General features: G+C 70.3%; 28 protein-coding genes. 13 read left to right on the forward strand and 15 right to left on the reverse strand.

The features are described from left to right. Positions 1–236: 236 nt before the first annotated feature. A complete protein-coding gene (locus ACFWDI_RS06395) occupies positions 237–1,328 on the forward strand; it encodes a MerR family transcriptional regulator (RefSeq protein ID WP_385301657.1) in 1,092 nt (363 codons plus the stop codon). Between the two features lie 196 nt (positions 1,329–1,524). On the opposite strand, the gene ACFWDI_RS06400 is transcribed toward ACFWDI_RS06395, so the two are convergent. Beyond that, entirely contained in the window at positions 1,525–1,977 is a 453-nt protein-coding gene (locus ACFWDI_RS06400) for a universal stress protein (protein WP_385301658.1), read from the reverse strand. 201 nt (positions 1,978–2,178) lie between these two features. Here ACFWDI_RS06400 and ACFWDI_RS06405 point away from each other — a divergent pair, with 201 nt between their 5' ends. Continuing rightward, the gene (locus ACFWDI_RS06405; RefSeq protein WP_385301659.1) at positions 2,179–2,313 is read left to right on the forward strand and encodes a DUF6126 family protein; all 135 of its coding nucleotides are present in this window, start codon (positions 2,179–2,181) and stop codon (positions 2,311–2,313) included. 85 nt (positions 2,314–2,398) lie between these two features. On the opposite strand, the gene ACFWDI_RS06410 is transcribed toward ACFWDI_RS06405, so the two are convergent. Then, the gene (locus ACFWDI_RS06410; RefSeq protein WP_385301660.1) at positions 2,399–3,184 is read right to left on the reverse strand and encodes a hypothetical protein; all 786 of its coding nucleotides are present in this window, start codon (positions 3,182–3,184) and stop codon (positions 2,399–2,401) included. 38 nt (positions 3,185–3,222) lie between these two features. Here ACFWDI_RS06410 and ACFWDI_RS06415 point away from each other — a divergent pair, with 38 nt between their 5' ends. The 5 genes from ACFWDI_RS06415 (at position 3,223) to ACFWDI_RS06435 (ending at position 7,724) form a co-directional block, all read left to right on the forward strand. Beyond that, positions 3,223–3,717: a hypothetical protein gene (locus ACFWDI_RS06415; protein ID WP_385301661.1), complete on the forward strand. Its 495-nt coding sequence runs from the start codon at positions 3,223–3,225 to the stop codon at positions 3,715–3,717. 383 nt (positions 3,718–4,100) lie between these two features. Beyond that, entirely contained in the window at positions 4,101–6,143 is a 2,043-nt protein-coding gene (locus ACFWDI_RS06420; protein WP_385301662.1) for an FAD-dependent oxidoreductase, read from the forward strand. Positions 6,144–6,174: 31 nt separating this feature from the next. Beyond that, on the forward strand, positions 6,175–6,714 hold the full coding sequence (locus ACFWDI_RS06425) for a PadR family transcriptional regulator (protein ID WP_385301663.1): 540 nt from the start codon (positions 6,175–6,177) through the stop codon (positions 6,712–6,714). A gap of 94 nt (positions 6,715–6,808) precedes the next feature. Beyond that, complete coding sequence (locus ACFWDI_RS06430) at positions 6,809–6,991, forward strand: hypothetical protein (protein ID WP_385301664.1); 183 nt, start codon at positions 6,809–6,811, stop codon at positions 6,989–6,991. 61 nt (positions 6,992–7,052) lie between these two features. Beyond that, entirely contained in the window at positions 7,053–7,724 is a 672-nt protein-coding gene (locus ACFWDI_RS06435; protein WP_385301665.1) for a class I SAM-dependent methyltransferase, read from the forward strand. Between the two features lie 20 nt (positions 7,725–7,744). Here ACFWDI_RS06435 and sigJ read toward each other — a convergent pair whose 3' ends face one another. Continuing rightward, a complete protein-coding gene (gene sigJ / locus ACFWDI_RS06440; RefSeq protein WP_385301666.1) occupies positions 7,745–8,692 on the reverse strand; it encodes an RNA polymerase sigma factor SigJ in 948 nt (315 codons plus the stop codon). Positions 8,693–8,764: 72 nt separating this feature from the next. On the opposite strand from sigJ, the gene ACFWDI_RS06445 reads away from it, so the two are divergent. Beyond that, entirely contained in the window at positions 8,765–9,220 is a 456-nt protein-coding gene (locus ACFWDI_RS06445) for a carboxymuconolactone decarboxylase family protein (protein ID WP_327324942.1), read from the forward strand. A 55-nt stretch (positions 9,221–9,275) separates the two neighbouring features. Here ACFWDI_RS06445 and ACFWDI_RS06450 read toward each other — a convergent pair whose 3' ends face one another. Then, positions 9,276–10,565, reverse strand: a complete 1,290-nt coding sequence (locus tag ACFWDI_RS06450; RefSeq protein ID WP_385301667.1) for an alpha/beta family hydrolase — start codon at positions 10,563–10,565, stop codon at positions 9,276–9,278. Positions 10,566–10,679: 114 nt separating this feature from the next. On the opposite strand from ACFWDI_RS06450, the gene ACFWDI_RS06455 reads away from it, so the two are divergent. Then, entirely contained in the window at positions 10,680–11,465 is a 786-nt protein-coding gene (locus ACFWDI_RS06455) for an HAD-IIA family hydrolase (RefSeq protein ID WP_385301668.1), read from the forward strand. Between the two features lie 16 nt (positions 11,466–11,481). On the opposite strand, the gene ACFWDI_RS06460 is transcribed toward ACFWDI_RS06455, so the two are convergent. From ACFWDI_RS06460 to corA, 3 genes are all read right to left on the reverse strand, one after another. Then, entirely contained in the window at positions 11,482–12,171 is a 690-nt protein-coding gene (locus ACFWDI_RS06460) for a histone deacetylase (protein WP_385301670.1), read from the reverse strand. Between the two features lie 193 nt (positions 12,172–12,364). Next, positions 12,365–14,548: an NPCBM/NEW2 domain-containing protein gene (locus tag ACFWDI_RS06465; RefSeq protein ID WP_385301671.1), complete on the reverse strand. Its 2,184-nt coding sequence runs from the start codon at positions 14,546–14,548 to the stop codon at positions 12,365–12,367. 157 nt (positions 14,549–14,705) lie between these two features. Continuing rightward, complete coding sequence (gene corA / locus ACFWDI_RS06470) at positions 14,706–15,788, reverse strand: magnesium/cobalt transporter CorA (protein WP_385301672.1); 1,083 nt, start codon at positions 15,786–15,788, stop codon at positions 14,706–14,708. 193 nt (positions 15,789–15,981) lie between these two features. Between corA and ACFWDI_RS06475 the strand changes: the two genes are divergently transcribed. Next, on the forward strand, positions 15,982–16,647 hold the full coding sequence (locus ACFWDI_RS06475; protein ID WP_385301673.1) for a DNA-binding response regulator: 666 nt from the start codon (positions 15,982–15,984) through the stop codon (positions 16,645–16,647). 357 nt (positions 16,648–17,004) lie between these two features. Here ACFWDI_RS06475 and ACFWDI_RS06480 read toward each other — a convergent pair whose 3' ends face one another. Further along, positions 17,005–17,349, reverse strand: coding sequence for a VOC family protein (locus ACFWDI_RS06480; protein WP_385301674.1), 345 nt, complete (start codon positions 17,347–17,349; stop codon positions 17,005–17,007). A gap of 240 nt (positions 17,350–17,589) precedes the next feature. On the opposite strand from ACFWDI_RS06480, the gene ACFWDI_RS06485 reads away from it, so the two are divergent. Further along, on the forward strand, positions 17,590–18,387 hold the full coding sequence (locus tag ACFWDI_RS06485) for a VOC family protein (protein ID WP_385301675.1): 798 nt from the start codon (positions 17,590–17,592) through the stop codon (positions 18,385–18,387). A 169-nt stretch (positions 18,388–18,556) separates the two neighbouring features. Here the strand turns inward: ACFWDI_RS06485 and ACFWDI_RS06490 are convergent, their stop codons facing one another. Next, positions 18,557–19,297: a PP2C family protein-serine/threonine phosphatase gene (locus tag ACFWDI_RS06490; RefSeq protein WP_385301676.1), complete on the reverse strand. Its 741-nt coding sequence runs from the start codon at positions 19,295–19,297 to the stop codon at positions 18,557–18,559. Positions 19,298–19,397: 100 nt separating this feature from the next. Next, positions 19,398–20,219, reverse strand: coding sequence for a maleylpyruvate isomerase family mycothiol-dependent enzyme (locus ACFWDI_RS06495; RefSeq protein WP_385301677.1), 822 nt, complete (start codon positions 20,217–20,219; stop codon positions 19,398–19,400). A gap of 204 nt (positions 20,220–20,423) precedes the next feature. Here ACFWDI_RS06495 and ACFWDI_RS06500 point away from each other — a divergent pair, with 204 nt between their 5' ends. Together ACFWDI_RS06500 and ACFWDI_RS06505 are read left to right on the forward strand one after the other, a co-directional pair. Further along, positions 20,424–21,182 (forward strand): IclR family transcriptional regulator, encoded by a 759-nt coding sequence (locus tag ACFWDI_RS06500; RefSeq protein WP_385301678.1) that lies wholly within the window; start codon positions 20,424–20,426, stop codon positions 21,180–21,182. 97 nt (positions 21,183–21,279) lie between these two features. Continuing rightward, positions 21,280–22,539 carry a PP2C family protein-serine/threonine phosphatase gene (locus ACFWDI_RS06505; RefSeq protein ID WP_385301680.1) on the forward strand — a complete coding sequence of 420 codons (1,260 nt, stop codon included), beginning with the start codon at positions 21,280–21,282 and terminating at the stop codon, positions 22,537–22,539. Here ACFWDI_RS06505 and ACFWDI_RS06510 read toward each other — a convergent pair. The 5 genes from ACFWDI_RS06510 to ACFWDI_RS06530 all read right to left on the reverse strand — a co-directional run bounded on the left by ACFWDI_RS06510 (position 22,518) and on the right by ACFWDI_RS06530 (position 25,818). Continuing rightward, positions 22,518–22,838, reverse strand: coding sequence for a GYD domain-containing protein (locus ACFWDI_RS06510; RefSeq protein WP_385301681.1), 321 nt, complete (start codon positions 22,836–22,838; stop codon positions 22,518–22,520). The two genes, ACFWDI_RS06505 and ACFWDI_RS06510, sit on opposite strands and share 22 nt — an antisense overlap. A 104-nt stretch (positions 22,839–22,942) precedes the next feature. Then, a complete protein-coding gene (locus ACFWDI_RS06515) occupies positions 22,943–23,164 on the reverse strand; it encodes a hypothetical protein (RefSeq protein ID WP_385301682.1) in 222 nt (73 codons plus the stop codon). Continuing rightward, entirely contained in the window at positions 23,164–23,562 is a 399-nt protein-coding gene (locus tag ACFWDI_RS06520) for a hypothetical protein (RefSeq protein ID WP_385301683.1), read from the reverse strand. The genes ACFWDI_RS06515 and ACFWDI_RS06520 overlap by 1 nt, the downstream gene beginning before the upstream one ends. 55 nt (positions 23,563–23,617) lie before the next feature. Then, the gene (locus ACFWDI_RS06525) at positions 23,618–25,111 is read right to left on the reverse strand and encodes a sensor histidine kinase (RefSeq protein WP_385301684.1); all 1,494 of its coding nucleotides are present in this window, start codon (positions 25,109–25,111) and stop codon (positions 23,618–23,620) included. Next, entirely contained in the window at positions 25,108–25,818 is a 711-nt protein-coding gene (locus ACFWDI_RS06530; protein WP_385301685.1) for a response regulator transcription factor, read from the reverse strand. Before ACFWDI_RS06530 ends, ACFWDI_RS06525 begins: the two co-directional genes overlap by 4 nt. Positions 25,819–25,849: the final 31 nt, after the last annotated feature.

The raw sequence follows: 25,849 nt of genomic DNA on the forward strand, positions 1-25,849 counted from the left end.
GCCCGCTCCTGTTGTTCCCCCCCCCCCCCCTCTGGTCGCCCCGCCCCCCCCCCCGCCCCCCCCTCAACCCCCCCCCCCCCGGGGGGGGGCGCCCCGGCCCCCCCCCCCCCTCCCCCGCCCCCCCCGCGGCGCGTCTGTGCTGTCTACCGTGAGCCTCTGCCTTGACCTTCTCCCTCGGGGAAGCCCCAGCATCGCTGGGGCCGGGCGAAGTGCCTGGTACGAGGAGGAAAGAAAGCATGGGATTGCTGACGATCGGGGCGTTCGCCCGCGCTTCCCGGCTGTCCGCGAAGGCGCTGCGCCGTTATGACGAGCTGGGGCTGCTGCCGCCGGCCCGCGTCGACTCGTTCACCGGATACCGGTACTACGACGAGACGCAGCTGGAGCGGGCCCGGCTGGTGGCGTGGCTGCGGCGGATCGGGATGCCGCTGGCCCGTATTCGGGACGTCTGCGACCTGTGCGCGTCGGACACGGCCGCGGCCGCCCGGGACATCCGGGCGTACTGGGCACAGGTGGAGGCGGAGACCTCCGCGCGGCGTGATCTGGCGGCCTTCCTCGTCGACCAGCTGTCAGGGAAGGACACCGACACGATGTCTCAGCTCAGCACGCCTCTGGGGATCCGTTACGCCGCACGGTCGGACCGCGGCCTCGTCCGGGAGACCAACCAGGATGCCGCGTACGCCGGTTCCCGGTTGTTTGCCGTCGCCGACGGCTTCGGGGACGAGGGCGCGCCCGCCAGTGCGGCGGCGATCGATGCGCTCAAGCCCCTCGAGTCCGGGGGGCCGCAGGCCGGGGGGCCCGCGTCCTCGCGGGTCGGAGATCTGCTCAACGCCCTTGAGGATGCCGTCCATCGGGCCAACGCCGCCGTGAACGGCTTGGCCGACTCCGGTACGACGCTGACCGCGATGGTGTGGACCGGCTCGCAGCTGGCGCTCGTCCATATCGGCGACACTCGTGCCTATCTGCTGCGCGACGGTGAGTTCTTCCAGATCACGCACGACCACACCGTCGTGCAGTCGATGATCGACGAGGGCGGCCTCAGCCCCGAGGAGGCGGCATCCCACCCTCAGCGGGCGATGCTGCTGCGGGCGCTGGACGGGAGTGAAGGGCTCGCCCGTCCCGATCTGAAGCTGCACGAGGCGCGGGCCGGCGACCGTTATCTCCTCTGCTCCGACGGCCTGTTCAGGGCGGTGTGGGACGAGGATGTGCGGCGGACCGTCGGCGTGATCGCCGACCCGGACGAGGCCGTCCGTGAACTGGTGGCACTCGCCCGCGGCGCGGGCGGCCCCGACAACGTCGCCTGTGTCGTCGCCGATGTGGTGGCGCTGTGACGGCGGTCGCTGCCGCCCTCCATCTCACTCTGCACCAGCTGCGGGCCCGGCGGTTCGAGGGTGAGGCGGCGGCGCACTGTCTCGCCCGTGCGGCGCGCGGTCCTCGTCGGAGCGGTCGTCGAAGCCGCCGGTCGACCGGACGAGGGGGGCGGTAGCGAGGGGCCCGGACTCCGGCCCGTGCCGCGGCTCCACGGCCTCAGTCCGTCCCGGAGTCCGGCTCGCCCCGCACCACGACCACCGAGCACGGCGCGTGCTGGGTGACGTGCAGGCCGACCGAGCCGAGCAGCGTCGCCTTGAAGCCGCTGTAGCCGCGGTGGCCGACCACCAGCAGCGAGGCGCCGTCGGCCTGTTCGATCAGGGCCTGTGCGGCGTTCCCGATCATGACCTTCTGGGTGATGGCGGCGGCCCTCTCCGCGCCGAGGGTCTCCGTCAGCGAGTCGGCGAGGATCTGGGTCGCCAGTGCCTCCGGGTCGAAATCCGGGGGCACACTGGGCACCATCGACGCCCAGCCCGCCGCCGGGTACTCCCAGCTGATCACGGCCTCGACCGGGTCGCCGGTCAGCTCGGACTGCCGTACGGCCCAGCGCAGCGCCCTGATCGACGGCGCGGAGCCGTCCACGCCCACGACGATCCTGCCTGCGTCTGCCATACCCGCCACCTCCGGTACGTAGCTCTCTGTAAAGCCTACGCAAAATCAGACAAACTGTGTCACCGATGAGCGGCCGTTCGGCGCACCGGCGGGCACTCCGACAGCTGCACCAAGCCCTGTAACGGTGACCCGCCCCCTGTTCCGGGTGCTCGTACCCTGGTGCGGGGACCACTCGAGGTGCCGACCGGCTGGAGGACTGCGGTGAGCGAGAGCGAGAGCGAAAGATGGAAGGAGCGGGGCGTCGCTCTGCGTGTCTTCGTCTACGTCTTCGCCACTCACCTCTTCGCCGGCTTCGTGTGGATCCTCTTCTACGTGGGGGAGCACGCGCAGAAGTGAGCCGGGGTGACGGCGAGCCGCACCCCGTGCCCGGTCCTCCTGTTCGTGGTCGGCACCGTGCGGATGCCGGGCAGTCCGGCTCGGCTCAGCTCCGCCCCGTCGCGCTCGTGAACAGCTGCTGGAAGGCATCCGCCGACTCCTGGCCCGACCGCCCGAACGGAGCGTCGAAGTCCCAGACCAGGAAGAGGAGAAACGCGATCAGGGCGCTGAACAGCCCGGCGAGCAGCAGTTCCCGCGGTGTGCCGCCGATCTGCAGCGCGAAGATCAGCCCGACCGTGACCAGCGCCCCGGTGATCAGGCCGAACCACACGACGCCCGGCAGTGTCTCCCCGGCGTTCTGCGCACGGGCGTTGCGCGCGTCGTCGGCGACGGCGATCTGATCGACGAGCGGCTGGTACGCCTGCGCCTCCAGCTCATTGGCCGGCTTCCGCTCGGCGATGTCCGCGCGTACGACGCCGAGCAGCTCCGCGCCCCGGCCGGAGAGCTCGTTGTGGTCGATCATCCGCGGCCATTCCTGGTCGACGACATGGGAGACGTAACGGTCGATGTCGCTGCGGAGCTTGTCCTGCACGTCGGCCGGATAGACCTGTGCCCGCTGAGTGATCTCGTGCAGCGCCTGTGCCTCGCGGCGTACGTCGTCCTGTGCGGCGCCGCGCGCCTCCCAGACGCCCGCGATGGCCAGACCGAGCACGATCGCGTACACGACGCCGACCATCATCGTCATGTACTCGAGGACGTCGGGGGTTTCGGCGGGATCGTTCTCCTCCGTGTCCTCGGCCCTGCTGAGCCTGCGCTGCCTGAGCACCGTGATGACAAGGACGACGGCGCAGGCGACGGCCATCGCGCCGGTCAGGACCAGCCATTCCGACATGAGGGTTCTCCGATCGGGTGGGGGCGAGGGCGAGGGCGGTGCGTGGTCAGGCGCGGCTGCGCCGGGATGCGGCGGACCGTGAGCGGGGCCGTAGCACCGCTGCCGCGAGCACGGCCGGAGTGGTGATCACCAGAATCAGGATCACCAGCGGCGTCCCGGTGGCGGCCCGTTTTCCGGCCGCCCGGCGGTGGTTGCGTACGGCGAGGGCGCGCGGCCGCTCGGGACCCGTACGGGCGACGGGAGCGCGCGGGGGTGCGGAAGACGTCCTGGGCGCGGGCTCCGGGGGCTGCGGCGCCGGCGGCAGTGCCGCGGGTGGCGCCGGAGGGAGCGGGGGCGTCGAGGGCGGCGCGGGCACGACCGGACGCGTCACGGTCGGGCTGGGCGCGGGCGGCTCCGGTTCGGGCGGCGGCGGTGTACTGGTCGGTGGAGTGCCGGGCGGTGAGGGTGCCGGCGGCACAGGCGGCACAGGCGGTGCGGGTGCCGGCGGCACGCTCGGAGTCGGTGTCGGTGTCGGCGTGCAGTCGTCGAAGTAGATCGACACCGATACGGACGCCGATATCGACACGGATACCGACACATCGGCCACACCCGGCACTCGGTCGGCGATCCCGGCCCCGACCCCGACCCCGATCCCCTGCGAGCCGAGAATCGCCGCGATCCCCAGTGCGCTCAACTGCCCATATCCCGCCACAGGGGCACGTTATGTCCGCGAAGCCCGGACCGGCGCCCAGTTTCACCCGTACGACTGATCAGCACATTTGTCGGACCGTCAGGACAACGGACGACCCGCCGGTCGTGCCGGTCCGCGTAGTGGCAGCCTGCGCAATGCCGGCGGAAGCTCTTTTGCACTTTGTTGCATAATCGCTCGCGGCCCGCTAGAACTGGACTGACGAACCCTGCGCGAGGAGGCGCCCCGATGAGCCCGACCCCGAGCCCGCTGAGCCCGTACCCCCATCTGCTGAGCCCGCTCGACCTCGGGTTCACGACCCTGCCCAACCGGGTCCTCATGGGCTCGATGCACGTCGGCCTCGAGGAGGCCGAGCGCGGCTTCGAGCGGATGGCCGCCTTCTACGCCGCCCGTGCCCGCGGCGGCGTCGGCCTCATCGTCACGGGCGGCATCGCCCCGAACGACCGGGGCCGTCCGTACGAGGGCGGCGCCAAGCTCACCAACGAGGCCGAGGCGGAGCAGCACCGGGCCGTCACCGCCGCCGTGCACGCGGAGGGCGGCAGGATCGCGATGCAGATCCTGCACTTCGGCCGGTACGCGTACCACGCGGACCTGGTCGCGCCGAGCGCCATCCAGGCCCCCATCAGCCCGTTCGTCCCGCACGCCCTGACCGACGCCGAGGTCGAGGAGACCATCGAGGACTTCGTACGGGCGGCAGAGCTGGCGAAGTCCGCCGGGTACGACGGCGTCGAGATCATGGGCTCCGAGGGCTACTTCATCAACGAGTTCATCGCGAGCGCCACCAACCACCGCACCGACCGCTGGGGCGGCTCGTACGAGAACCGGATACGGCTCCCGCTGGAGATCGTCCGCCGCACCCGTGAGCGCGTCGGCACGGACTTCATCCTGATCTACCGGCTCTCCATGCTGGACCTGGTGCCCGGCGGCTCCTCGCTGCAGGAGGTGATCACGCTCGCCAAGGAGATCGAGGCGGCCGGCGTGACGATCATCAACACCGGGATCGGCTGGCACGAGGCCCGTATCCCGACCATCGCGACCTCGGTGCCGCGCGGCGCCTACACCTGGGTGACCAAGAAGCTGATGGGGTCCGTCTCCGTCCCGCTGATCACCAGCAACCGCATCAACACCCCGGAGGTCGCGGAGCAGTTGCTCGCCGAGGGGCGCGCGGACATGGTGTCGCTTGCCCGGCCGTTCCTCGCCGACCCCGAATTCGTCGCCAAGGCGAAGGCGGACCGCGCGGAAGCCATCAACACCTGCATCGGCTGCAACCAGGCCTGCCTGGACCACACCTTCAGCGGGAAGATCACCTCCTGCCTGGTCAACCCGCGCGCCTGTCACGAGACCGAACTCGTCCTCTCGCCGACCCGGCTGCGCAAGCGCGTCGCCGTGATCGGCGCCGGCCCCGCCGGACTCGCCTGCGCCGTCTCGACGGCCGAGCGCGGACACGAGGTGACCCTCTTCGACGCGGCGGACGAGATCGGCGGCCAGCTGAACATCGCCAAGCGGATCCCGGGCAAGGAAGAGTTCAACGAGACGCTGCGGTACTTCCGTACGCAGCTCGAACTGCACGGCGTGGAGGTCCGGTTGGGCACCCGCGTCACCGCGGACGACCTCGCGTCGGCCGCGTACGACGAGATCGTCGTCGCCACCGGAGTCACGCCCAGGACCCCCGAGATCCCGGGCGTCGACCACCCGAGCGTCCTCAGCTACCTCGACGTCCTGCGCGACGGCGCGCCCGTCGGCGAGCGCGTCGCGGTCATCGGCGCGGGCGGTATCGGCTTCGACGTGGCGGAGTTCCTCACCGACGGCGGGGAGGGCGCGAGCCTGGACGCCGGTACGTACTTCCGCCAGTGGGGCGTGGACACCGACTACAGCGCTCCGGGCGGCCTGACCGCCCCCGAGCGGCCCGCGCCGCCGCGCTCCGTCCACCTCCTCCAGCGCAAGGCCAGCAAGGTCGGCGCGGGTCTCGGCAAGACGACCGGCTGGATCCACCGCACGGAGCTCAAGCACCGCGGGGTCCAGATGACCGCCGGGGCGACGTACGAGCGGATCGACGACGAGGGCCTGCATGTGAGCGTCGACGGCGCGGCCAGGGTCCTCCCCGTGGACACGGTTGTGCTGTGCACAGGACAGGAGCCGCAGCGCGCGCTGTACGAGGAGCTGAGCGCCGCGGGCCACTCCGTGCACCTCATCGGCGGGGCGGACGTGGCGGCCGAGCTCGACGCGAAGCGCGCCATCGACCAGGGCACACGGCTCGCGGCCACGCTCTGAGGCGTCGGCGCCGCGTACCTAGGATCGAGCCATGTCCCTCCCGCACGCGATCCTCACGGCCCTGCTCGAAAAGCCCTCGTCGGGGCTGGAGCTGACCCGCCGCTTCGACAAGTCGATCGGCTACTTCTGGTCGGCCACGCACCAGCAGATCTACCGCGAGCTGGGAAAACTGGAGCAGGCGGGCCATATCCGCGCACTGCCGTCGGCGCAGCCGACCCGCGGGCAGAAGAAGGAGTACGAGGTCCTGCCCGCGGGCCGCGAGGAATTGGCGGCGTGGGTCGCCAGGTCCGAGGACCCGAAGCCCGTCCGCGACCCGCTGCTGCTGCGGCTGCGTGCGGCGGGCGTGGTCGGCAGCGAGGGGCTCGAGGCGGAGCTGGAACGTCATCTCGCGCTTCACCGGCGGCAGTTGGAGGAGTACTCGGCGATCGAGGAGCGCGACTTTCCGCCGGAGCGGCAGTCGAGTGAGCAGGACAGGCTGCGGCACGTGGTGCTGCGCGGGGGCATCGAGCTGGAGACGTTCTGGACGAAGTGGCTCACCGATGCGCTGAAGGAGTTCGGGCGACGGCCGTGACGGTCACCGTGACGTTCGCCGTGACGAGCGCCGCCTCACCGGAAGGGCCGATCGCCGAAATGCGACATCTGACGACCCGTGAGATTGTCGCAAGATGATCGACTCCTTGATCGCCGCCTTCTGTGCGGCCGCGCTCGCCCTGCTCGTGACCTCTGTCCTCGGCCTCTCCCGAGCCGGCGGCGGCGACCCGTCCGCCGAGGCGCGCTCCGTGACGCTCGCGCTGTACGGCGCCGTCCTCGCCCTGGTGACACTCGGCCTGTTCATCGCCCTGACGTGAGGTGACGGCAGACGTCCGCAGTGAGCGGCCGTTGTCAGTGGCTGATGAGAGGCTCGGTGTCATGACCGACCCCACTGCTGCGATCACCGACTACTGGGACGCCGCCGCGCCCGGCTTCGACGACGAACCGGACCATGGACTCCGCGCCGGGCTGACGCGTGCCGCATGGGACCGGCTGCTGCGCTCCTGGCTGCCGTCGGACCCGGTGGACGTTCTCGATGCCGGCTGCGGCACCGGCTCCCTGTCCCTGCTGCTCGCCGAGGCCGGACACCGGGTGACCGGCGTCGACCTGGCGCCACGCATGGTCGACCAGGCACGTGCGAAGCTCGCGGCCGCCGGCCTCGCGGCCGCCGGCCTCACGGCCCGTTTCCTGGTCGGGGACGCGGCGATACCGCCGACGGGCGACCGGCGCTTCGACGTCCTCCTCTCCCGGCATCTGGTGTGGACGCTGCCCGACCCCGAGGCCGCGTTGCGCGAGTGGGTCAGCCGCTTGCGACCCGGCGGCCGGCTGGTGCTGGTCGAGGGCCGGTGGCGCGAGGCCGGGCAGAAGGGAGTGCCCTACGTACCGGAAGCCGCGTCGCTGCCGTGGAACGGTGGAATCGGTGCGGCCGAACTGGCCGCCGCCGTACGCCCACTCGTGGCGGAGGTGCGCGTCGAACCGCTCAGCGGCGACCCGCAGTTGTGGGGCGGCCCGGTGACCGACGAACGGTACGCGCTGATCGCCGAGGTCTGACGGGCACGTACCGCGGTTCGTCAGTCGTCGCGGTCGTCGCGGTCGTCGAGGGTGTCGCGGTCCTCCTGGTCGGTGAGGTCGCTGAAGTCGGTGAGGTCGCTGAGGTCGAGCCGGCGGAGCCGCTCGGGGTCGGCGAGGATGTCGATTTCCATGATCTTCCCGTGCGTGAGCGTGAAGCCCATGACCGAGAACAGCTGTCCCTCGGGAGCCGCGACGATACCCGCGGCTCCGTTGACCAGAGCCGGCCGTGCGTACTGGGCGAACCGCGAGAACGTGATCGCCTGCTCGACCACGGCCAGCGCACCGCGAACCACCTTCGACACGCCCACAGCCGCCGCACCGCTGTCGGCCCGGAGCACCACATCCGGGTCCAGCAGCGTGAGGAGCGCCTCGAAGTCACCGCCGCGCGAGGCGGCGAGGAAGGCGTCGACCACCTCTCGCTGACGGGCGAGATCGGTGTCGGCAACCGGCGCCGCGCCCTGAACCCGGCGGCGGGCGCGGCTGGCGAGCTGCCTCGTGGCGGCCGGAGTGCGTTCCACGATGGAGGCGATCTCGTCGAAGGAGACGGCGAACATGTCGTGCAGGACGAAGGCGAGCCGCTCGGCGGGCGCCAGCGTGTCGAGGACCACGAGCAGGGCGAGACCGACCGAGTCGGCCTGCAGCGCCTCGTGTTCGGGGTCGACCGCCTCCGCGCGGCCGACGACCGGGTCGGGCACATACACATCCAGCGGGTCCTCGCGCCGTGATGTGCGCGTACGCAGCACGTCCAGGCACACCCGTCCCACGACCGTCGTCAGCCACCCGGCGAGGTTGCCGATGTCGCTGGTGTCGGAGCGGCTGAGCCGTAACCAGGCTTCCTGGACCGCGTCTTCCGCCTCGCTGAGCGATCCGAGCATCCGGTAGGCGACCGCCCGCAGTTGGGGCCGCTCGGCTTCGAATCTCTCCGCCAGAAAATCTTTCTCGTCCATCGGTCACATTCTTCCGTCGAGATCCGTCAGAGGAGTGAAGAACGAAACCAGGCGGATACGAGGAGAGCAATCATGGAAGCACGTATGAGCAACCCCGCGGTGGTCATTCCCGAGGCCATGCCGGCCATCCTGAACGTGCTCAAGGCCACGAGGAAGGGCGGCGTGCCGGAGACGACGCTCGAGCTGGTGCACCTGCGCGCCAGCCAGATAAACGGCTGCGGCGTCTGCGTCGACGGGGGCGTGCGCAGCGCCAGGAAGGCGGGCGAAACGGACGAGCGGCTGTTCGCGGTGGCGGCCTGGCGCGAGACGCCGTACTTCACCGACGCCGAACGCGCCGCTCTCGCGCTCACCGAGGCCGCCACCCGGCTCAGCGACCGCTCCGACCCGGTACCGGACGCCATCTGGGACGACGCCGCCGACCACTACGACGAGCAGCAGCTCGCCGCGCTGATCCTGATGATCGGCGTCACCAATCTCTTCAACCGCCTCAACGCCACCACCAAGCAGGTCGCCGGCGCATCCTGGTAGCAGAGCCGCATGCCGTCACGCCGGGGGCGTGCTCCGTCAGGAGGAGTAGTGCCCCCTATGACGGTCGGTCAGTGCCTGTCGAGTGCCGGACGAACCAGGAGCGGGCCAGGTCCGCGACCTGGTCCAGGGCCCCGGGCTCCTCGAAGAGATGCGTGGCGCCGGGGACGATCTCGAGCCGGTTCTCGCAGCGCAGCTCCGCCTGCGCGTGCCGGTTGAGATCGAGCACCAACGTGTCGTGGCCGCCCACGATGAGCAGGGTGGGCGCCCGTACGTCTGCGAGGTGGGGTCCGGCGAGGTCGGGCCGGCCGCCGCGGGAGACCACGGCACCGGCGTCCGCATCGGCCGAAGCAGCGGCCCGCAGTGCCGCCGCGGCTCCGGTGCTCGCCCCGAAGTAGCCGATCGGGAGGGACTCGCGGCTCCGCAGCCAGTGGGTCGCGTCCGCCAGCCGCTGGGCCAGGGTTTCGATGTCGAAGACGTTCGCCCGGTCGGCTTCTTCCGCCGGTGTGAGCAGGTCGAAGAGCAAGGTGCCCAGACCCGCCCGGTTCAGGGCCGTCGCCACGTGCCGGTTGCGCGGGCTGTGGCGGCTGCTGCCCGAGCCGTGGGCGAACATCACCACCGCTTGTGCACCGTCCGGAAGGGTGAGGTCCCCGGCCAGCCGGACCCCGCCGGCGTCCACTTCGACCCCTGTGACCTCGGCCTCCGTGGTCCCGACGTCCGCGGCCTGTGCGAGCAGCGAGACGACTTCTTCGTCGGGGGTCTGGGAGAAGTCCTGGTACCACTCGCCGACGGCGGAGAACATGGCCGGCGTGGAGAGGCACACCACTTCGTCCGCCTTGGTGCGCAGCCAGGCGGCGGCGTCCGGTGGCGCCACCGGAACGGCCAGCACCACACGGCCCGCGCCCTGCGCCCGTACGACCTCGCAGGCGGCCGCCGCCGTGGCACCGGTCGCGATCCCGTCGTCCACGATGATCGCCGTCCGGCCGTCGAGCGCCACGCGTGGCCGGTCCTCGCGGAACCGCCGCGCCTGCCGTACGAGTTCCGCCTCCTCGGCGTGCTCGACCGATGCGAGTTCCTCGCGCCGGAGCCTGCCGCGGCGGACGATGTCGTCGCTGATGACCCGCACTCCGCCTTCGCCGATGGCGCCGAACGCCAGCTCCCGGTGGTACGGGACGCCGAGCTTGCGGACCACGATCACATCGAGCGGGGCGCCGAGCGCCCGCGCCACTTGGAACGCCACGGGGACTCCGCCCCGGGGCAGCCCCAGGACGACGGGTTTCTCCTCCTGAAGGTGACGTAGCGCTTCGGCCAGGCGCCGTCCCGCGTCCGTACGATCGGTGAACAGCACAGTGGTTCACCCCCAACCCAGGGGAGACAGGAACCACTCCCGCACCTCTTTCAAAATAACCCCATTTGCCGCTGCTGAGGAGGTTGGCGAGGTACGGAGGCTACGGTCGTTCGTATGGAACGAATCGGCGCGGTCCTGATCGATATCGACGGCGTGCTCACCGTGTCCTGGAAGCCGCTGCCCGGCGCCGTAGCGGCCATGGAACGCCTGCGAGCCGCGGGACTCCCCCTGGCGCTGGTCACCAACAACACCTCACGGACCCGCGCCGTGATCGCCGCGAAGCTGTCCGGTGCGGGCTTTCCGGTCGGTGTCGACGACATCCTCACGGCGCCCGCCGTCACCGCCGCGTACCTGCGCGAGCACTATCCGGAAGCCCGCTGCCTGCTGATCAACACCGGTGACGTACGGGCCGATCTCGCGGGCGTGACGCTCGTCGACGAAGGTGATGACGCAACCCCTGACGTGGTGGTCTTCGGCGGTGCGGGCGACGAATTCAGCTATCCGGTCCTCAACCGTGCCTTCCGTGAGCTGCAGCGCGGTGCGCCGCTCGTCGCGATGCACCGGAATCTGTACTGGCGTACGTCGGACGGGCTCGAGCTCGACACCGGGGCGTTCCTCCTGGGGCTGGAACGGGCCGCCCGCGTCGAGGCGGAGATCACCGGCAAGCCGGCCGAGGCGTTCTTCGCCACCGCCCTGGCCCACCTCGGCGCCGACGCGGCGGAGACGATGATGGTGGGCGACGACATCGAATCCGACGTACTGGCGGCCCAGCGCTGTGCCATCACGGGCGTGCTGGTGAAGACCGGCAAGTACCTGCCCGAGACGCATGAGGCGGCCGACGGCACACCGGACCACGTTCTCGACTCCTTCGCCGACCTGCCTGACCTGCTGGAACTCTGAAACGCCCGGCCCGCGCTCACGCCGAACCGCGCCCGCTCCTGCTCCTGCTCCCGCGCCCGCTCCCGTTCTCGTTCCCGCTGCTGTCGGAGACCAGTGCCGCGATCTCCGCGGCCGTCCACTGTCCCTCGGCCCCCGGGCAGCCCGCCAGATACTCGGCGGCCCGCAGCGCACTCCATCCGTGTGCCGCGACGACCCCCGCCACGAGATGCCGCAGATACGCCGCAGCGGGTGGTTTCACCGCGACGTCTCCGACGCCCCACGGGGCCGTGAACGTCAGCACCGGACAACCGTCCAGCAGCCCGGCGCACACCAGCGTCTCGTACCGCCCGGGGCCCGTCTCCGCGCGCCCCCGGCCGAGAACCTCCGTCAGATCGAGGTCCGGTCCCGGCGCCCGATACATCTCCTGCGCTGCGATGTCCGAGAACTGTGCGGCTGTCAGCAAGTAGGCGCGGGCGGGAAGTTCGCCGCCGCCTTCGGGGTCGTAGAACGCTCTGCCGCCGGTCCACACCAGCGACTCGGTGGCGAAGTACACCAGCCCCGGCAGCATGACCGCCACCGAACGCGCGGGCGGGCGGGAGTCCCGGCAACCGGCGAGGCAGTGGTTCAGCCGGTCAAGATCCATGTTGGAGCCGTATGCCGCGTACCAGACGCGAAGGACGCTTTCGCCGTATCCGTCGAGGGCTTCGGGCCGCCGGGCTCTGATCACGTGCTCACTCCGCAGGACGTTGTATGCCGTGGCCTTCCACTATCCACGGCTGTCTCCACTGCGAGACCGCCGTCCCGTCGTGCGTCGATCACGCGTTGCATCTCGGACATGCCGCTCGGCCGGCGCCGGGCTGTGCGACGAGCCCGGCGCCACCACGTCGGAGGACGGCGGCGGATGCCGCCGCTCCGACCCCTCAGGTGCAGGTGAGCCTGGGTGCCGTCCAGTCGGCGTGGTCGTAGTTGATGCCGTCGCCGCTGTCGGTGACCACCAGCCTGAGTTCCAGGCCGCCGGTGAGAGCCGCGGTGAGGTCTCTGGACGCGTCGGCGCCGGTGAGCCTGCCGCTGTCGGCGACCTTTGTGCCGTCCCGGTAGATCTGGAAGACGACCGACCCGTTCGCGCCCTCCGACTCGTCGTCGATGCCGACGCCGGTGGTCAGCGTCGTACAGCTGCCGCCGAGGTAGTACGTGATCGTGGAGCCCGCGTGGGTGCCGAGGCCCTTGGCGTAGGTGGTGCCGTTGACGGTGAGGGTCCTGCCGTCGCCTGCGGCCTGTCCGCCGTTGCTGCGGTCGCGTTCGGCCGGGCCCCAGCCGTTGACCGCCGATGTCCACGACAGGTCGCTGAGTGCGTGCGTACCGGCCGCGGGGCCGTTGCCGCAGGTCAGCTTGGCGTCGGCCCAGTCGGCGTGGTCGTAGTTGATGCCGTCGCCGCCGTCGGTGACGACCAGCCTCAGTTGCGTACCGCCTGCGAGGTCGGCACTCAGCCGGCGGGGCGGGTCGGCGGCCGTGCGCAGCCCGCTGTCGGCGACCAGCGCGGTGTCGCGATAGATCCTGAACACCGCCGAACCGCCCGCTGTCGACTCGTCGTCCACGCCGACATCGACGCTCAACGACCGGCAGCTGCCGCCCAGGTGGTACGTGATGTCGCTCGCCGCGTGGGTGCCGAGGCCCTTGGCGTAGGTGGTGCCGTTGACGGTGAGGGTCCTGCCGTCGCCCGCGGCCTGTTCGCCGTTGCTGCGGTCGCGTTCGACCGGGCCCCAGCCGTTCACCGCCGACGTCCACGACAGGTCGCTGAGCTGGTTGACCCCGGTCGGCGGCGGCACCGGAGTGCCCGGCGTCACGCGGTACATCACCGTGCCGTGGGCGGGCACCGAAGCGCTGATGGTGCCCGTGGTGGTGCTGGTCTGCTGGGACCAGAGGTCCTTGAGGGTGTACGAGGACGCGCCGCCGATCCCGATCGCCTCGACGGACGTCGAGATCGTCCTCGTGGAGGTGGTCTCATTCGTGAGAGTCACCGAACGGCCGCCGTCCGCCAGGGGTTTGGACATCACCACCAGGCCGCCGGAGCTTGCCACCACCGTGCCCTGCCTGCCCAGGCTGTCCTGGTCGACCGCGATGACGTCGGTGTTCTTCAGGATCGCGAGGGTCGCGGGGGAGGCGCTGCGCAGATCACTGCCGATCAGCAGCGGGGCGGCCATCTGCGCCCAGAGGCTGAAGTGGGTGCGGTACTCGGTGTCGGTCATCCCGCCGTTGCCGACCTCGAGCATGTCCGGGTCGTTCCAGGCGCCGGGCTTGGCGTACGGCGCCAGCCCCTGGTTCTGATGCGCGATGCCGATCATGCTGGACCAGGAATCGCTGATGTCCCCGGTGGTGCGCCAGGAGTTGCCGAGGTCCGGCGCCCAGTTCCAGGGCTGGTTCTCGCCCCACTCGCAGATGCTGTAGAGGATCGGCCGGCCGGTCGCCTTCAGTGCGTTGGCCATCGCCGTGTAGCGCTGCTTGGCGTCGGCGCCGGTGTTGTTGCAGTTGTCGTACTTGAGGTAGTCCACGCCCCAGGACGCCCACAGGTTGGCATCCTGCTGCTCGTGGCCGAGACCGCCGGGAAACCCCTGTACGTCGCAGGTCTTGGTGCCGGCACTGGAGTAGATCCCGAACTTCAGTCCCTTGGAGTGCACATAGTCGGCGACCGCCTTGATGCCGCCCGGGAAGCGCACCGGGTCGGGGACCAGATTTCCGGCGGCGTCGCGCGAGGGGAGTGCCCAGCAGTCGTCGATGTTGACGTAGGTGTACCCGGCGTTCTTGAGGCCCTGCGAGACGAAGGTGTCGGCGATGCCCTTGACCATCGCCTCGTTGAACTCGGCCCGGCAGTGGGTGGAGTTCCAGTTGTTGAAGCCCATCTGGGGCGTACGCGCCAGGCCGTTGTCGGCGGCCGGTGCCGTGACAGCCGTGACAGCCGTGACAGCTCGCGCGTCCGTGGTGGCTGTGGCTGTGGCTGCGGCTGCGGCAGCCGGGACGGCGATGAGCGCCCCGCCGCCGGTGAGCAGCGTGAGCGCGGCGGCTACGACGGCCAGGCGCTCTCTGACGGTGTGTCGTTCGGTGTGCATATTCGGCTCCGGAGGGGGGTGAATGGCGCACAAACAAACGGGGGCGAACGAAAGCGACCACATCTCAGCGCCGAGTCAGGCACATGTCAATAGAACGGGCGTCAACTGCCCGTCCGGAAGCCGAGGGAGCCGAGGGAAGCCGAGGGAGCCGAGGGAGTCAGAGCCAGCCGTTGCGGCGGAAGCTGCGGTGGAGGACGACGCAGAGGAGGGCCATGACGCCGAGGACGAGCGGGTAGCCGTAGGTCCAGCGCAGCTCCGGCATATGGTCGAAGTTCATGCCGTACACCCCGCAGACCATGGTCGGCACGGCGATGATCGCCGCCCATGCGGTGATCTTGCGCATGTCCTCGTTCTGGGCGACGGTCACCTGGGCGAGGTGGGCCTGGAGGATCGAGTCGAGCAGCGCGTCGAACGACGTGATCTGCTCGGTGACGCGCGACAGATGGTCGGCGACATCACGGAAGTACGGCTGGATGTCCGGGCCGACCAGCGGCAGCGGCTGGGTGGCCAGGGCGTGCACCGGCCGGTCCAGCGGCGCCACCGCGCGCTTGAGCTCCAGCAGCTCGCGCTTCAGCTGGTAGATCCGGCCCGCGTCGGCATGGCCCCCCTGCTCGCTGAAGACGGTGGTCTCGACGGCGTCGATGTCGTTCTGCACGGCGTCCGCCACGGCGAGATAGTCGTCGACCACCTGGTCGGCTATGGCGTGCAGTACGGCGGCGGGCCCCTTGGCCAGCTGCTCAGGCGTGGCCTCCAGGGCCTCCCGGAGCGGGCCGAGTGAACCGTGCCTGCCGTGCCGGACGGTGATCACGAAGTCGGTACCGGTGAAGATCATCAGCTCCCCGGTGTCCACCACCTCGCTGGTGGCGGTGAGTTCCTCGTGCTCGACGTAGCGGCAGGTCTTGAAGACGGCGAACAGTGACTCCTCGTACCGCTCCACCTTGGGCCGCTGATGGGCGTTCACCGCGTCCTCGACGGCCAGCGGATGCAGCCCGAACAGCTCGGCGACCCCGGCGAACTCCGCATCAGAGGGCTCGTGCAGCCCGATCCACACAAAGCCGCGGCCGGTCTTGCGCACCCGCCGTACGGCCTCGTCGACCGGGTAGTTCTCGGGCTGCCGTACGCCGTCCTCGTAGATCACGCAGTTGACGACCGTGCTGCCGAGCGGGGAGCGGGCCGGATGGCTCAGGTCCACGGTTTTGCGGGCGACGCGGCGCACCGCACGGCGGAGATTGCGGATCATTGGCACGGCGAACTCCTTCGGGCAACAACCGCCAGTGTGCCACCGGCCGCTGCCGGTCCGGCTGCGGCCCTCGCCCAGGCCGGCACCGGCTCTTGCTCGGGCCGGCTGCGGCCCTGCTCAGGCCGGTATCGGCGCCGCTCCGTAAGGGGTCACGTTGACCGTGATCGTCAGCGGATCGCAGACTGTTCGAACGATGGCAACCGATCAGATCGTGACCCTGCGGGGCGAGCAGGAACTGGTGCGCCGGGCCGGGCACCTGTTCACCGGAGCGCGGCAGGAGTTCCTGTGCGCCGCCGCGGACCTGCTGACCTGGTCGTCCGGAGTGAACGCCGCCTTCGCCGGAGGCAAGCGGCCGCCCCTGACGCCGGGCGGTCTGTCGATGCGCAAGCTGTACACCACGCAGGCGCTGGCCGACGCCGAATCCGAGCGTCGTCTGGTGAGGATCGTTGAGTCGGGCGCCCAGATACGGATCTGCGCGGGGCCGCTCGCCCGCGAGGCGATTGTCATCGACCGGCAGGTCGCGATCCTCGCCGGAACACCGGTCCGCGGGATACGGACCTACACGGTGGTCCGGTCACCGGACGTCGTCGACGGTGTCAGATCGCTGATCCACGCGACCTGGGAGACCGCCGCCGACCTGGCCGACGTCCGGCGCACACGACCTCCCGTACTCAACGATCAGGCTCGCGAGATCCTGCGGATGCTCAGCGCCGGACACACCGACGAGACGGCATCACGCCACCTCGGCATGTCTGTGCGCACCTACCGCAGACGCGTCGCCGAGCTCATGACGACGCTGGGCGCCACGTCGCGATTCCAAGCCGGCATCCGCGCCAGGGAATTCGGCGTCGGGGTCTGACTCCGCGGGCCGGCCGGTCCGTCGAACGCCCCGCGGCGCACGTTCCGGCTGCGGGCATCCGACCGGTACCGACAGGTGCTGGTCAGCGGCTTGTCGCGGCTTGTCGCGGCTTTTCGATCAGCCGTAGCCGGATTCCCGCAGGACTCGTCTGGACCCCGGGCGGACGGCCGCGCGTCGTCTTCGGCTTCACGATCACGCACGGAAGGATCACCGCGATCGACATCCTCGCCGACGCCGAACGGCTCAGCGGGCTCGACCTGGAGGTCCTGGGCGACTGAGAAGCCGGCGCCTCCGGCTCCCCGGCCCGCCGCCCCCGTGGCCGACCGGTCAAGGCAGGTCAAGGCAGGTCAAGGCAGGTCAGGCCGCCTGGATGAGTCCGATGGTGTTGCCGTCGGAGTCCTTCACGATGGCGGTCAGCTTGCCGCCACCGACGTCCTGAATGTCCTGCACCGCTTCCGCACCCGCACCGAGGAGGGCGCTGACAGCACTCCGGATGTCGTCGACGTGCCAGTAGCCGACCGGGCCGGTCATTCCCTTGCTGTGGCCGTGGGGGTCCAGACCGATGTCCTGGCCGCCGGCCCTGAAGCCGACGTAGTAGGCCTCGTCCATGACGGGCTCCACACCCAGCAGCTCGCTGTACAGGGCCTTGGCCTGGGCGAGGTCCTTGACGGGGTAGATGATCGTCTTCATGCCTTCAGTCATGGCGTACTCCTCATGTCGCGGGTCTCATCAGCTTTGACGGAGTCCGGTCCGTCACTGGGCTGACCCGCCGCGCCGGAGGAATGTGACCGCTGGAAGGCACAAGAATTTCCGTCCACCCGGCGCAGCGCGACCGGGACCCGCGGCACGGCTCAGCGGCGCGATGCTTCAGCGCGCGGGTTGGCGGTCGGCTGGTTAGCGTGAAAAACCGCACGAGTCGTCGAGCGGGAGAGGGTCGGATTCATGGCCGCGCAACCTGAGGGCATGCCGTGCTGGGTCGATGCGATGTTCAGCGACGTCGAAGGAGCGAAGAGCTTCTACGGCGATGTGCTGGGCTGGACGTTCGGTGAGGAGTCGTCGGAGTACGGCAACTACACACAGGCGTACTCCGACGGCAAGGCGGTGGCCGCCGTCGTCCCCCCGATGCCCGGCCAGGACGGCCACTCGGCGTGGTGTCTGTACCTCGCGTCGTCGGACGCCGCCGCCGTCGCCGGGAAGATCCATGACAACGGGGGCGAGGTGCTGATGGAGCCGATGCAGGTCGGCGAATTCGGCTCGATGCTCCTGGCTCGCGACCCTGGCGGTGTCGTCTTCGGGGTGTGGCAGGGGGGCACCCACGAAGGCTTCGAGGCGAAGGGCAAGCCCGGCGCGTACTGCTGGGCCGAGGTCTTCACCAGGGAGCCCGAGAAGTCGGATGCCTTCTTCCCCTCCGTCTTTCCGTACAGCGTGAAGCGGATGGACGACGACGTCATGGACTACAGGCTCTTCAGCCTCGGCGACGAACCGGTTCTGGGCCGGATGGAAATGACGGACGACTTCCCGCCCGAGGTGCCGCCGTATCTGAACGTGTACTTCGGCGTCGAGGACTGCGACGCGGCGGTGGCGAAGGCGACCGAACGCGGCGGGGTGCTGCGGTTCGGGCCGATGGACAGTCCGTTCGGCCGGTTCGCGGCGCTGAGCGACCCGCAGGGCGCGGCGTTCTCCGTCATCGACATGACGACGACCGAGGGCGAGATGCCCAAGACTTCCGATGTGACCTGACGGTGTGACCTGACGGTGTGACCTGACGGTGTGACCTGAGCGGCCGAGGCCCCGGGCAGAGAGGCTGAACCTTCCTGCCCCTGCGCCGAGTTGGGCCTCGGATTCTCCTGCCCCGGGTCGCCGGCCCGGGGCTTTCTGCCGGCGCGGGGGAAGGCCCTCTTCGAAGGCCCTACTCGCCGATACGCACGACCGCGAACGTGATGTTGTCAGGCCCGCCCGCCTCGATGGCGGCCTTCCACAACTCGTAGGCGGCCCTCTCGTCGTCGTGCACCCGCAGCAGGCTCTCGATCGCTTCGTCCGGCACCGGGTCGGTCAGCCCGTCGGTGCAGATCAAGTAGCGATCGCCCGTGGACACCGGGGCGGCGGTCGTGTGTGCCGTGATGGCGCTGAACGCGGGGCTGCCGCCGAGCGTCTGTGTGACGGCTGACGTGGTGCGCCGCCCAGGTGCCGGCGGGGGGCTGTCGTCCACGCTCACCTGGCGAAGTCCGTCCTCAGTCACGTGGAACACTTTGCTGTCGCCGACATTGAACGTCAGCAGCGAATCCGCCAGCACGACGACGCCCGCGACCGTAGTTCCCATGGTGACCCGCTCGGGAAACCCGTCGGTCGCCGCATACACCGAGCGATTGCAGAGGTCCAGAACGTCACGGACTGCTTGCTCGCCGTCCAAGGCAGGCCCGAGCGAGGCGAGTTGGCGGACGACCAGTGAACTGGCCACTTCGCCGGCCGGCTGCCCGCCGAGCCCGTCGGCGACCGCGACGACGAGCGGTGTGCCGGCGGGGAACAGCAGCGTCTGGGGACTCTCGGTCACGGTGCCGCACAGCGTCCACGGTCCGACGACGAGGCTGTCCTCGTTGTGATCCCGGATCAGCCCGTCATGGCTCAATGCGGTCACAGCTATGTACGGCACCGGCGTTTCCCGCCCTTCCGCAACGGCAGGTGTGTCCCTCACCACCATTGTGACGCCGCGAGAGTGCCGGTCGCAGTGCCTGGGCTCCGCGGAAGCGGTATCAGGGCGCCGTGAAGAGTGTCGGGAAGCGGGGAGCGAGCCAGGGCTTGCGGCCCCAGGTGAGGACGCGGCCCCGGGCCATTGCGCCCCACGGCTCGCAGCGGCCGAGCGCCATGAGCAGGAAGGTGACCGGCTCGGTGAGGATGGTGCAGTCCGGCCGGCTCGGCGGCTGCGCGCTCACGGCCACGGCGCCGTCGGTGAAGGTGACGCCGAAGCGGGCGCCGCCCCACAGGCGGATCGTGTAGCGGGCGGTCAGCCCAGCGGTGGTGGCGGTGTCGACCACCCGTGGCATGGCCGTGATCAGGAAGGGCAGGGTCAGCTCGACCCGGGCGCGGTCGATCATGTGCGGGCGGCCCAGCGCGCGGGCGAGGTCGTAGCCGTGCCCGAGCATGTGCGCCACCAGGTACGAGCCCAGTTCGGCCCGGCTCATCGGGCCCAGCGGGGTGAACACAGTCCCCTCCACCGTGCGCTGGTCCACCGCCTCGATGAACGCGGCAGCATGCTCCACGATCATCCCGGCCAGCGGATCGGCCGCGCGCTCGTCGAACTCGGCGAGCGCGCGCTCGTTGGCCTCGGCCAGGCTCCGCGCGGTGCCGTCCCCGTAGCTGCGCTCGTGCCCTGCCGCGATATCGGCCATCAGCTCATTCGCCTGGGCCAGATGCGCTGCCGCCGCCCCGACGCTCCACTCCGACCCGGGTACCGGAACACCTGTGTCGGCGACCCCGCGCAGCAGCGCGGCGATCTCCTCGGCGGTGTCGCGTATCGCGTCACCGAGTCCCTCGGGCAGAGTGCCTCGTACTTCCTGCCCAGCCACTGGTGCCACGACTCTCCCATCGTCACCCTCGTACCCACAGCGGATACGCAGCCCGTCGGCGAACCTGTTCGAGATCGCCCGGGTAGACAACCAGGCAAAGAGAGCGGCGACAAGAGCTTGGGCAGCAAACCGGACGGATCCGGTCCGGGGTCACGTCGGCGACCCCGGCCGAGGCGCCTTGCTAACGTGAAGCGCCGGGCGCAGTCTGGGGGTATGGGTGCTCAAGAGGGCCCAACGCTCATCACTTCCGTGCAGCGAGCCTTCCGCTTGATGGAAGCCGTGGGGGCACACGAGGGCGGCGTACCGGCGAAGCAGCTGGCGCGTGAGGTAGGGCTGCCCCTGGCCACCACCTACCACCTGCTCCGGACGATGGTCAACGACGGGTATCTACGGAAGCTGGACGACGGCGGGTTCGTCATCGGGGACAAGCTGCACGTGCTGCATGCCGGAAGCCGTGGGCAGGCGCTGCTCACGCGCATCCGTCCCACGCTCGCCGCTCTGCGGGACGAGATTACGGCGGCCGCCTATCTGACCTTCTACGAGGACGGCGAGATCCGGGTCGCCGAGATCGTCGACAGCCCCCGGGCACCACGGGCCGACCTCTGGGTGGGATTCGAGGACGCCGGGCACGCCACGGCGCTGGGCAAGTGCATTCTGCGTGAGCTGGACGACGACTCCCGCGGCGACTACCTCTCCCGGCACCGTCTCGCCGATCTCACGCCACGGACGATCACCCACCGTTCCGAACTGCTCCGACGACTCGATTCGTCACCCGCCACCCCGGCCGTCCTGGACCTGGAGGAGTACTCCCTCGGTACGGTCTGCGTCGCCGTGCCCGTATACAGCGGCCGGACACTCGGCTCGCTCGGTGTCTCCGTCCGGGCGGACCGGCTCTCCCGAATCGATCAAGTCCTCGCGCAGCTGATCCCGGCAGCGAATCGCGTGACCAGGGGCCTTTCACTCACTATCTGAAAATCCTGCCCTTGTGACTCACCCGCTCATACCTGTTTCCTGGACAAACCGGGCCATTCAGGCCTCACCAGCGGATCAGGGAGTTGCGGACGCGAACATGATTCAGACCCGAGACGATCAGCGCGACCGCCCACGGATCTGGAAGCTCACAAAGCGCACGACCGGCACCTGTGCACCGGCCGGGCCGGACGACAACCCGGGGGAAATCCTGGCCTCGGGGGCAACGAAGCTGGACCAGCCGCGCACCGCCGCCCTCCTCGCCGGCGCGCCCGCGCTGATCGTCTTTGCGGTTGCGCTCCTCGCCCTCATCAGCGGAGCCGGGGCGACCTGGTTGCCGCTGCTCGCCGTCGGACCCACGCTGGCCGCCGCCACCAGCAGGCCGTCGGGAGTCCTCCGTATCGGCTTCATCGCCGTGGCACTGGGCGCCGTGTTCGGCGTACGCGGCGGTGCGCCGGGCCGTGAGCAGGCAATCGTGCTGTCCGCACTGGTCGCGGTCACCCTCGCGGGCAGCCTGGCCAGCGCGCTGCGCGGGCGTCGCGAACGGGTGCTGGAAGCCGTCCGCTCAGTCGCCGAGGCTGCCCAGCACGCCCTCCTCAAGCCCGTGCCTGCCACGGTCGGGCAGTTCCAGGTGGCTGTCCGCTACAGCGCCGCCGCGGCGGAGGCCCGAATCGGCGGGGACCTCTACGCGCTCGTGCCCACCCCTCACGGGATCAGGCTGATCGTCGGAGATGTGCGCGGCAAAGGGCTGCCCGCGGTGAGCACCGCCGCGCTGGTGCTCGGTGTCTTCCGCGAGGCCGCCTATGACGAGCCGGATCTCCTGGATGTCGTCGGCAGGATCGAGCGGAGCCTGGCGCGCAACCTTGGTCCCGACGACTTCGTCACCGCCGTTGTCGCCGGGTACGCCGGGGCCGAGCGCATGGAGATAGTCAACTGCGGACACGCCCCTCCGCTGCTGGTTCGCGGATCCGACGTCAGGGCTGTCGAACCGACCCATCCGGCTCCGCCGCTCGGGCTGAACGCCCTCACCGGTGAGACCCCCAGCCTTCAGGTGCTGACTTTCACCGACGGAGACCAGTTGCTTCTCTACACCGACGGGGTGACCGAGGCCCGCAACCACAGTCGTGAGTTCTACCCGCTCATCGAACGGGTGGCACGGCATGTGTCGGACGAGCCGTCCCGTACCGTCGCCGCGCTGCACAACGAGCTGCTGGCGCACGTGGGCGGCCACCTCCACGACGACGCGGCGCTGCTTCTGCTCCGTAAACCGGCCGTTGACCGAGTTCCGGTCGGCCCGTGTGGGGCGGTTCAGGGCGCGTCCACAGAAGCGATGACGCGTCAGGCGCCGGGTGCGCGGTAGTCCACCTTCTGGCGGACCGCCTCGTCGATCTCCTCGGGCGTCAGCAGCACGACCATGCTCGTGCGCACGCCGCCGGCCGCCGACACAACGAGACCCAAGGCCGCGGCGGAGGCGTTGCTCGGCAGGTCCACCGTGACATAGATGTCCTCCTCGCCGAATGCCCAGTACATCGATTCGAGCTGACCCCCCAGGCTCTGGACCATGCGTTCGACGACCTCACGGCGTGCCGTACCGCCTTCCTTGAGCAGGCCCTTCAGCCCGTCCACGGTCAACCTGGCTCTGACAAGGTATTTCGACATGGGCCTCCGCCTTTCACACGGTGCGTCCATCGTCGCCCTGCGTCAGCGCGACTGCATCCCGGGCAGGCGGCCGGGGTGGCCGTCCCCGTGCGTCCTCCGTCCGATCAGCCCCGCCCGTCCTCCGCCGCCGCGGATTCCGCTGCGGCAGCGGCCGACTCGGCGGCATCCACGCGTGCCTTCATGTCGGTGACCTCTGCGGGGCTTGTGGTCACGGGGCCGTCGGGCGTTCCGCCGACGTTCTCGTCGCTGTTCTGCCCGCAGCCGGTGAGGGCCGTGAGGAACAGGAGGGTGGCCGCGACGGCGGTGGCACTGCGTCGGCGGGACATCACTTCTCGCTCCCGTTGTTGTTCGCCTCGCACCAGGTCTTGACGGCGGTCAGGTCCTTCCGGCGCTTCTCGAGAGTGGGAACGAGGGAGCGGCGGAAGGTGAGCTTGTCGTTGAGGTAGGTCTCGATCTCGGTGTGACCGGCTGCCTTGGCGTTCTCGGCCCGCTTCGCCAGCCGCGCGATGGAGCCGCGCTGCGTCGCGTTCCCGTCGAGGCGGGCCAGGGCTCGATCGAGACGCTTCTCGATCTTGGGGACCCGCTTGCAGAGGGCCTGGGCGCCGTCGCCGGTGGGCGCGGCGTCCGGCGACGGTGTCCCTCCGCCGGCGGACGCCGTGCCTGCCGCGGCGAGCAGCGCGGCGACGGCGGTGAGAGCCAGGGCAGCGGTCTTGACGGTCCTCATGGCGGTTTCTCCTCCGGATCAGGGCGAGGCCCATCTGCCAGCGCCTGCCGAGAAGTTAGGAGCCGTCCTTGTGGAAACCTTGTGGGTGCTGGGCAGTTCCGGTCAGCCAGTCCCGCTCGGCCGGCAGGAGGATCTCGGTCTGCCTGCTCTCCCGCACCGGGAGCCGCACCTCGATCCGCGTGCCGCCGGCGCCAGGGCGGTCCTGGACCTGGACGCGGCCGCCGTGCAGGGCGGTCTGCTGCGCGACCAGGGTCAGGCCGAGCCCGGAGCCGGGGCTGTCCGGTCCGCGCGCGAAGCGATGGAACACCGCATCGCGGAGTGGCGGTGGGATGCCGGGCCCCTGGTCGTCCACCGTCAGTACGGCGACCGAGCCCGTGGGCTGTCCGCCGGCTCGAAGGCCCAGCTCGATCCGGGCCCGTCCGTCGCTGCCCCGACCGTGAGTCAGGGCGTTGGCCAGGAGGTTGTCGACGATTGTCCGTACTCCGGGCTCCCATGCGTGCACGCTGAGGCGCGGCATCACCGGGACGGTGATCTCCGCTGTGGGATGCCTGCGCCTGGCGTCGGCGACGGAGGCGTCGATCACTTCGGTGAGGTCCACCGGACCGAAGGCATCGGCCTCGACCAGGTCGCCCCGTCCGAGTTCCCTGAGCATCACCAGCAGGCTCAGCAGCCGGGCGTGCTCGGCCCGGAGATCCCTCAGGACCTCGTCCCGGTCGGCCGATGCGAGGTCGGGATGCTCGGCGAGGATCTCCAGGTTCGTCTGCATGCTCATCAGCGGGGTGCGCAGTTCATGCGCCGCGGCGGAAGCGAACGACCGGGCTGTGGTCAGGGCACCCGTGGTCCGCGCGGCCTGTTCGTCATAGCGGGCCAGTACGGTCTGCAGCGTACGGGCGAGGTCGTCGACCTCGGTGACCCCGGTCCGGCTGTGGTCGAGCCTTGCCGCATCCACCCTCGGGTCGAGGCCGCTGGTGCGCTGTTGCAGTCGTCGCAGCGGGCGGCCGGCCCGCGAGGCGACAGCCAGAGCCAGCAGCCCGGACAACGGCGCGGCCAGCAGCGCCACGGTCACCACGCGCCGACGTACGAGAGCCAGTTGGTCCTCGCTCGCGGTATCGGGGGAGAACAGCCACAGCGTGCCGTCGACACCGGGGCGCGAGCCCTGCACAGGCACGGACAGCACCCGCCAGCTCCTGGCCCCTTCCTCGACGGTGACCGGCGTCCGAGTGCTCTGCGGAAGCGGTACGGAAGCATCGGGCTGCGGGCCGCCCGAGACGGTGCCCCGCGGCCCGGTCAGCCGGATACCGACATCCAGGCCGGAGGCGTACAACTGCCGCTCACGGGCCTGCTCGACCGCAGCGGGACGGTCGGCGGCGGTGGCCCGCAACAGCCGGCGGGCGTCCCCCGCGGCCACTGCCGCACGCTCCCGCAGATGCGCGTCCTGCTCCGCATGGAGATCACGGGCGACCAGCCGGAGCAGCAACCATCCCGCCGCCAGCACCAGAACCGGCACAGTGACGCCAATGGCGAGTGCGATACGCGTCGACAGCTTCACGCGCTCCGGCTCCCGTTGTCCGGGCGCAGGACGAAACCGACGCCCCGCACGGTATGGATGATCCGTGCCCGGCCGCCGCTCTCCAGCTTGCGCCGCAGATAGCTGACGAAGGTGTCGACGGCATCCGTGCGCACCTCGAAGTCGTACCCCCAGACCCGCTCCAGCAACTGGTCCCTGGTGAGCACGATCCCCGCGTTGCGCGCCAGGACCTCCAGCAGCTCGAACTCCCGCCGGGTCAGCACCAGCAACTCGCCGTCCAGCCTCGCCTCGCGGGCCGCCGGATCCAGCACCAGAAGGCCGATGCGGACCATGTCCGTGTCCCTCGGCGGCCGCCGGCGCAACAGCGCCTCCAGCCGCAGCACCAGCTCCTGCAACGCGAACGGCTTGACCAGGTAGTCGTCACCACCCGCCTGCAGCCCCGCGATGCGGTCCGCCGTCTCGTCCAGCGCCGACAGCATCAGTACGGGCAGGTCGTTGCCGTCGTCGCGCAGCGCCCGGCACACCTGGATTCCGTCGAGATCGGGCATCGAAATATCGAGCACGACCACATCGGTCGGCTCCCGGCGCACATGGACCAGGGCGGGCCGCCCTCCCTCGGCCAGCGCCACCGCGAAACCGGCCAACCGCAGTCCCCGCTCCAGCGAACGCCGGATCGCCGGATCGTCGTCCACCACCAGCACCCGTCCCCGACCTACGTCACCACCCATCCGCGCCTCCCGCCCTCTCAGCTCCCTGCAC

It is taken from the genome of Streptomyces sp. NPDC060064 (assembly GCF_042736455.1).
GTDB lineage: Bacteria > Actinomycetota > Actinomycetes > Streptomycetales > Streptomycetaceae > Streptomyces.

Excerpts from the sequence above, each read along its gene's own strand:
- ACFWDI_RS06395 (WP_385301657.1), top strand. The coding sequence starts at position 237 with ATGGGATTGCTGACGATCGGGGCGTTCGCCCGCGCTTCCCGGCTGTCC.
- ACFWDI_RS06400 (WP_385301658.1), bottom strand. The coding sequence starts at position 1,977 with ATGGCAGACGCAGGCAGGATCGTCGTGGGCGTGGACGGCTCCGCGCCG.
- ACFWDI_RS06410 (WP_385301660.1), bottom strand. The coding sequence starts at position 3,184 with ATGTCGGAATGGCTGGTCCTGACCGGCGCGATGGCCGTCGCCTGCGCC.
- ACFWDI_RS06420 (WP_385301662.1), top strand. The coding sequence starts at position 4,101 with ATGAGCCCGACCCCGAGCCCGCTGAGCCCGTACCCCCATCTGCTGAGC.
- ACFWDI_RS06425 (WP_385301663.1), top strand. The coding sequence starts at position 6,175 with ATGTCCCTCCCGCACGCGATCCTCACGGCCCTGCTCGAAAAGCCCTCG.
- ACFWDI_RS06430 (WP_385301664.1), top strand. The coding sequence starts at position 6,809 with ATGATCGACTCCTTGATCGCCGCCTTCTGTGCGGCCGCGCTCGCCCTG.
- ACFWDI_RS06435 (WP_385301665.1), top strand. The coding sequence starts at position 7,053 with ATGACCGACCCCACTGCTGCGATCACCGACTACTGGGACGCCGCCGCG.
- sigJ (WP_385301666.1), bottom strand. The coding sequence starts at position 8,692 with ATGGACGAGAAAGATTTTCTGGCGGAGAGATTCGAAGCCGAGCGGCCC.
- ACFWDI_RS06445 (WP_327324942.1), top strand. The coding sequence starts at position 8,765 with ATGGAAGCACGTATGAGCAACCCCGCGGTGGTCATTCCCGAGGCCATG.
- ACFWDI_RS06455 (WP_385301668.1), top strand. The coding sequence starts at position 10,680 with ATGGAACGAATCGGCGCGGTCCTGATCGATATCGACGGCGTGCTCACC.
- ACFWDI_RS06465 (WP_385301671.1), bottom strand. The coding sequence starts at position 14,548 with ATGCACACCGAACGACACACCGTCAGAGAGCGCCTGGCCGTCGTAGCC.
- corA (WP_385301672.1), bottom strand. The coding sequence starts at position 15,788 with ATGATCCGCAATCTCCGCCGTGCGGTGCGCCGCGTCGCCCGCAAAACC.
- ACFWDI_RS06475 (WP_385301673.1), top strand. The coding sequence starts at position 15,982 with ATGGCAACCGATCAGATCGTGACCCTGCGGGGCGAGCAGGAACTGGTG.
- ACFWDI_RS06480 (WP_385301674.1), bottom strand. The coding sequence starts at position 17,349 with ATGACTGAAGGCATGAAGACGATCATCTACCCCGTCAAGGACCTCGCC.
- ACFWDI_RS06485 (WP_385301675.1), top strand. The coding sequence starts at position 17,590 with ATGGCCGCGCAACCTGAGGGCATGCCGTGCTGGGTCGATGCGATGTTC.
- ACFWDI_RS06500 (WP_385301678.1), top strand. The coding sequence starts at position 20,424 with ATGGGTGCTCAAGAGGGCCCAACGCTCATCACTTCCGTGCAGCGAGCC.
- ACFWDI_RS06505 (WP_385301680.1), top strand. The coding sequence starts at position 21,280 with ATGATTCAGACCCGAGACGATCAGCGCGACCGCCCACGGATCTGGAAG.
- ACFWDI_RS06510 (WP_385301681.1), bottom strand. The coding sequence starts at position 22,838 with ATGTCGAAATACCTTGTCAGAGCCAGGTTGACCGTGGACGGGCTGAAG.
- ACFWDI_RS06515 (WP_385301682.1), bottom strand. The coding sequence starts at position 23,164 with ATGTCCCGCCGACGCAGTGCCACCGCCGTCGCGGCCACCCTCCTGTTC.
- ACFWDI_RS06520 (WP_385301683.1), bottom strand. The coding sequence starts at position 23,562 with ATGAGGACCGTCAAGACCGCTGCCCTGGCTCTCACCGCCGTCGCCGCG.
- ACFWDI_RS06530 (WP_385301685.1), bottom strand. The coding sequence starts at position 25,818 with ATGGGTGGTGACGTAGGTCGGGGACGGGTGCTGGTGGTGGACGACGAT.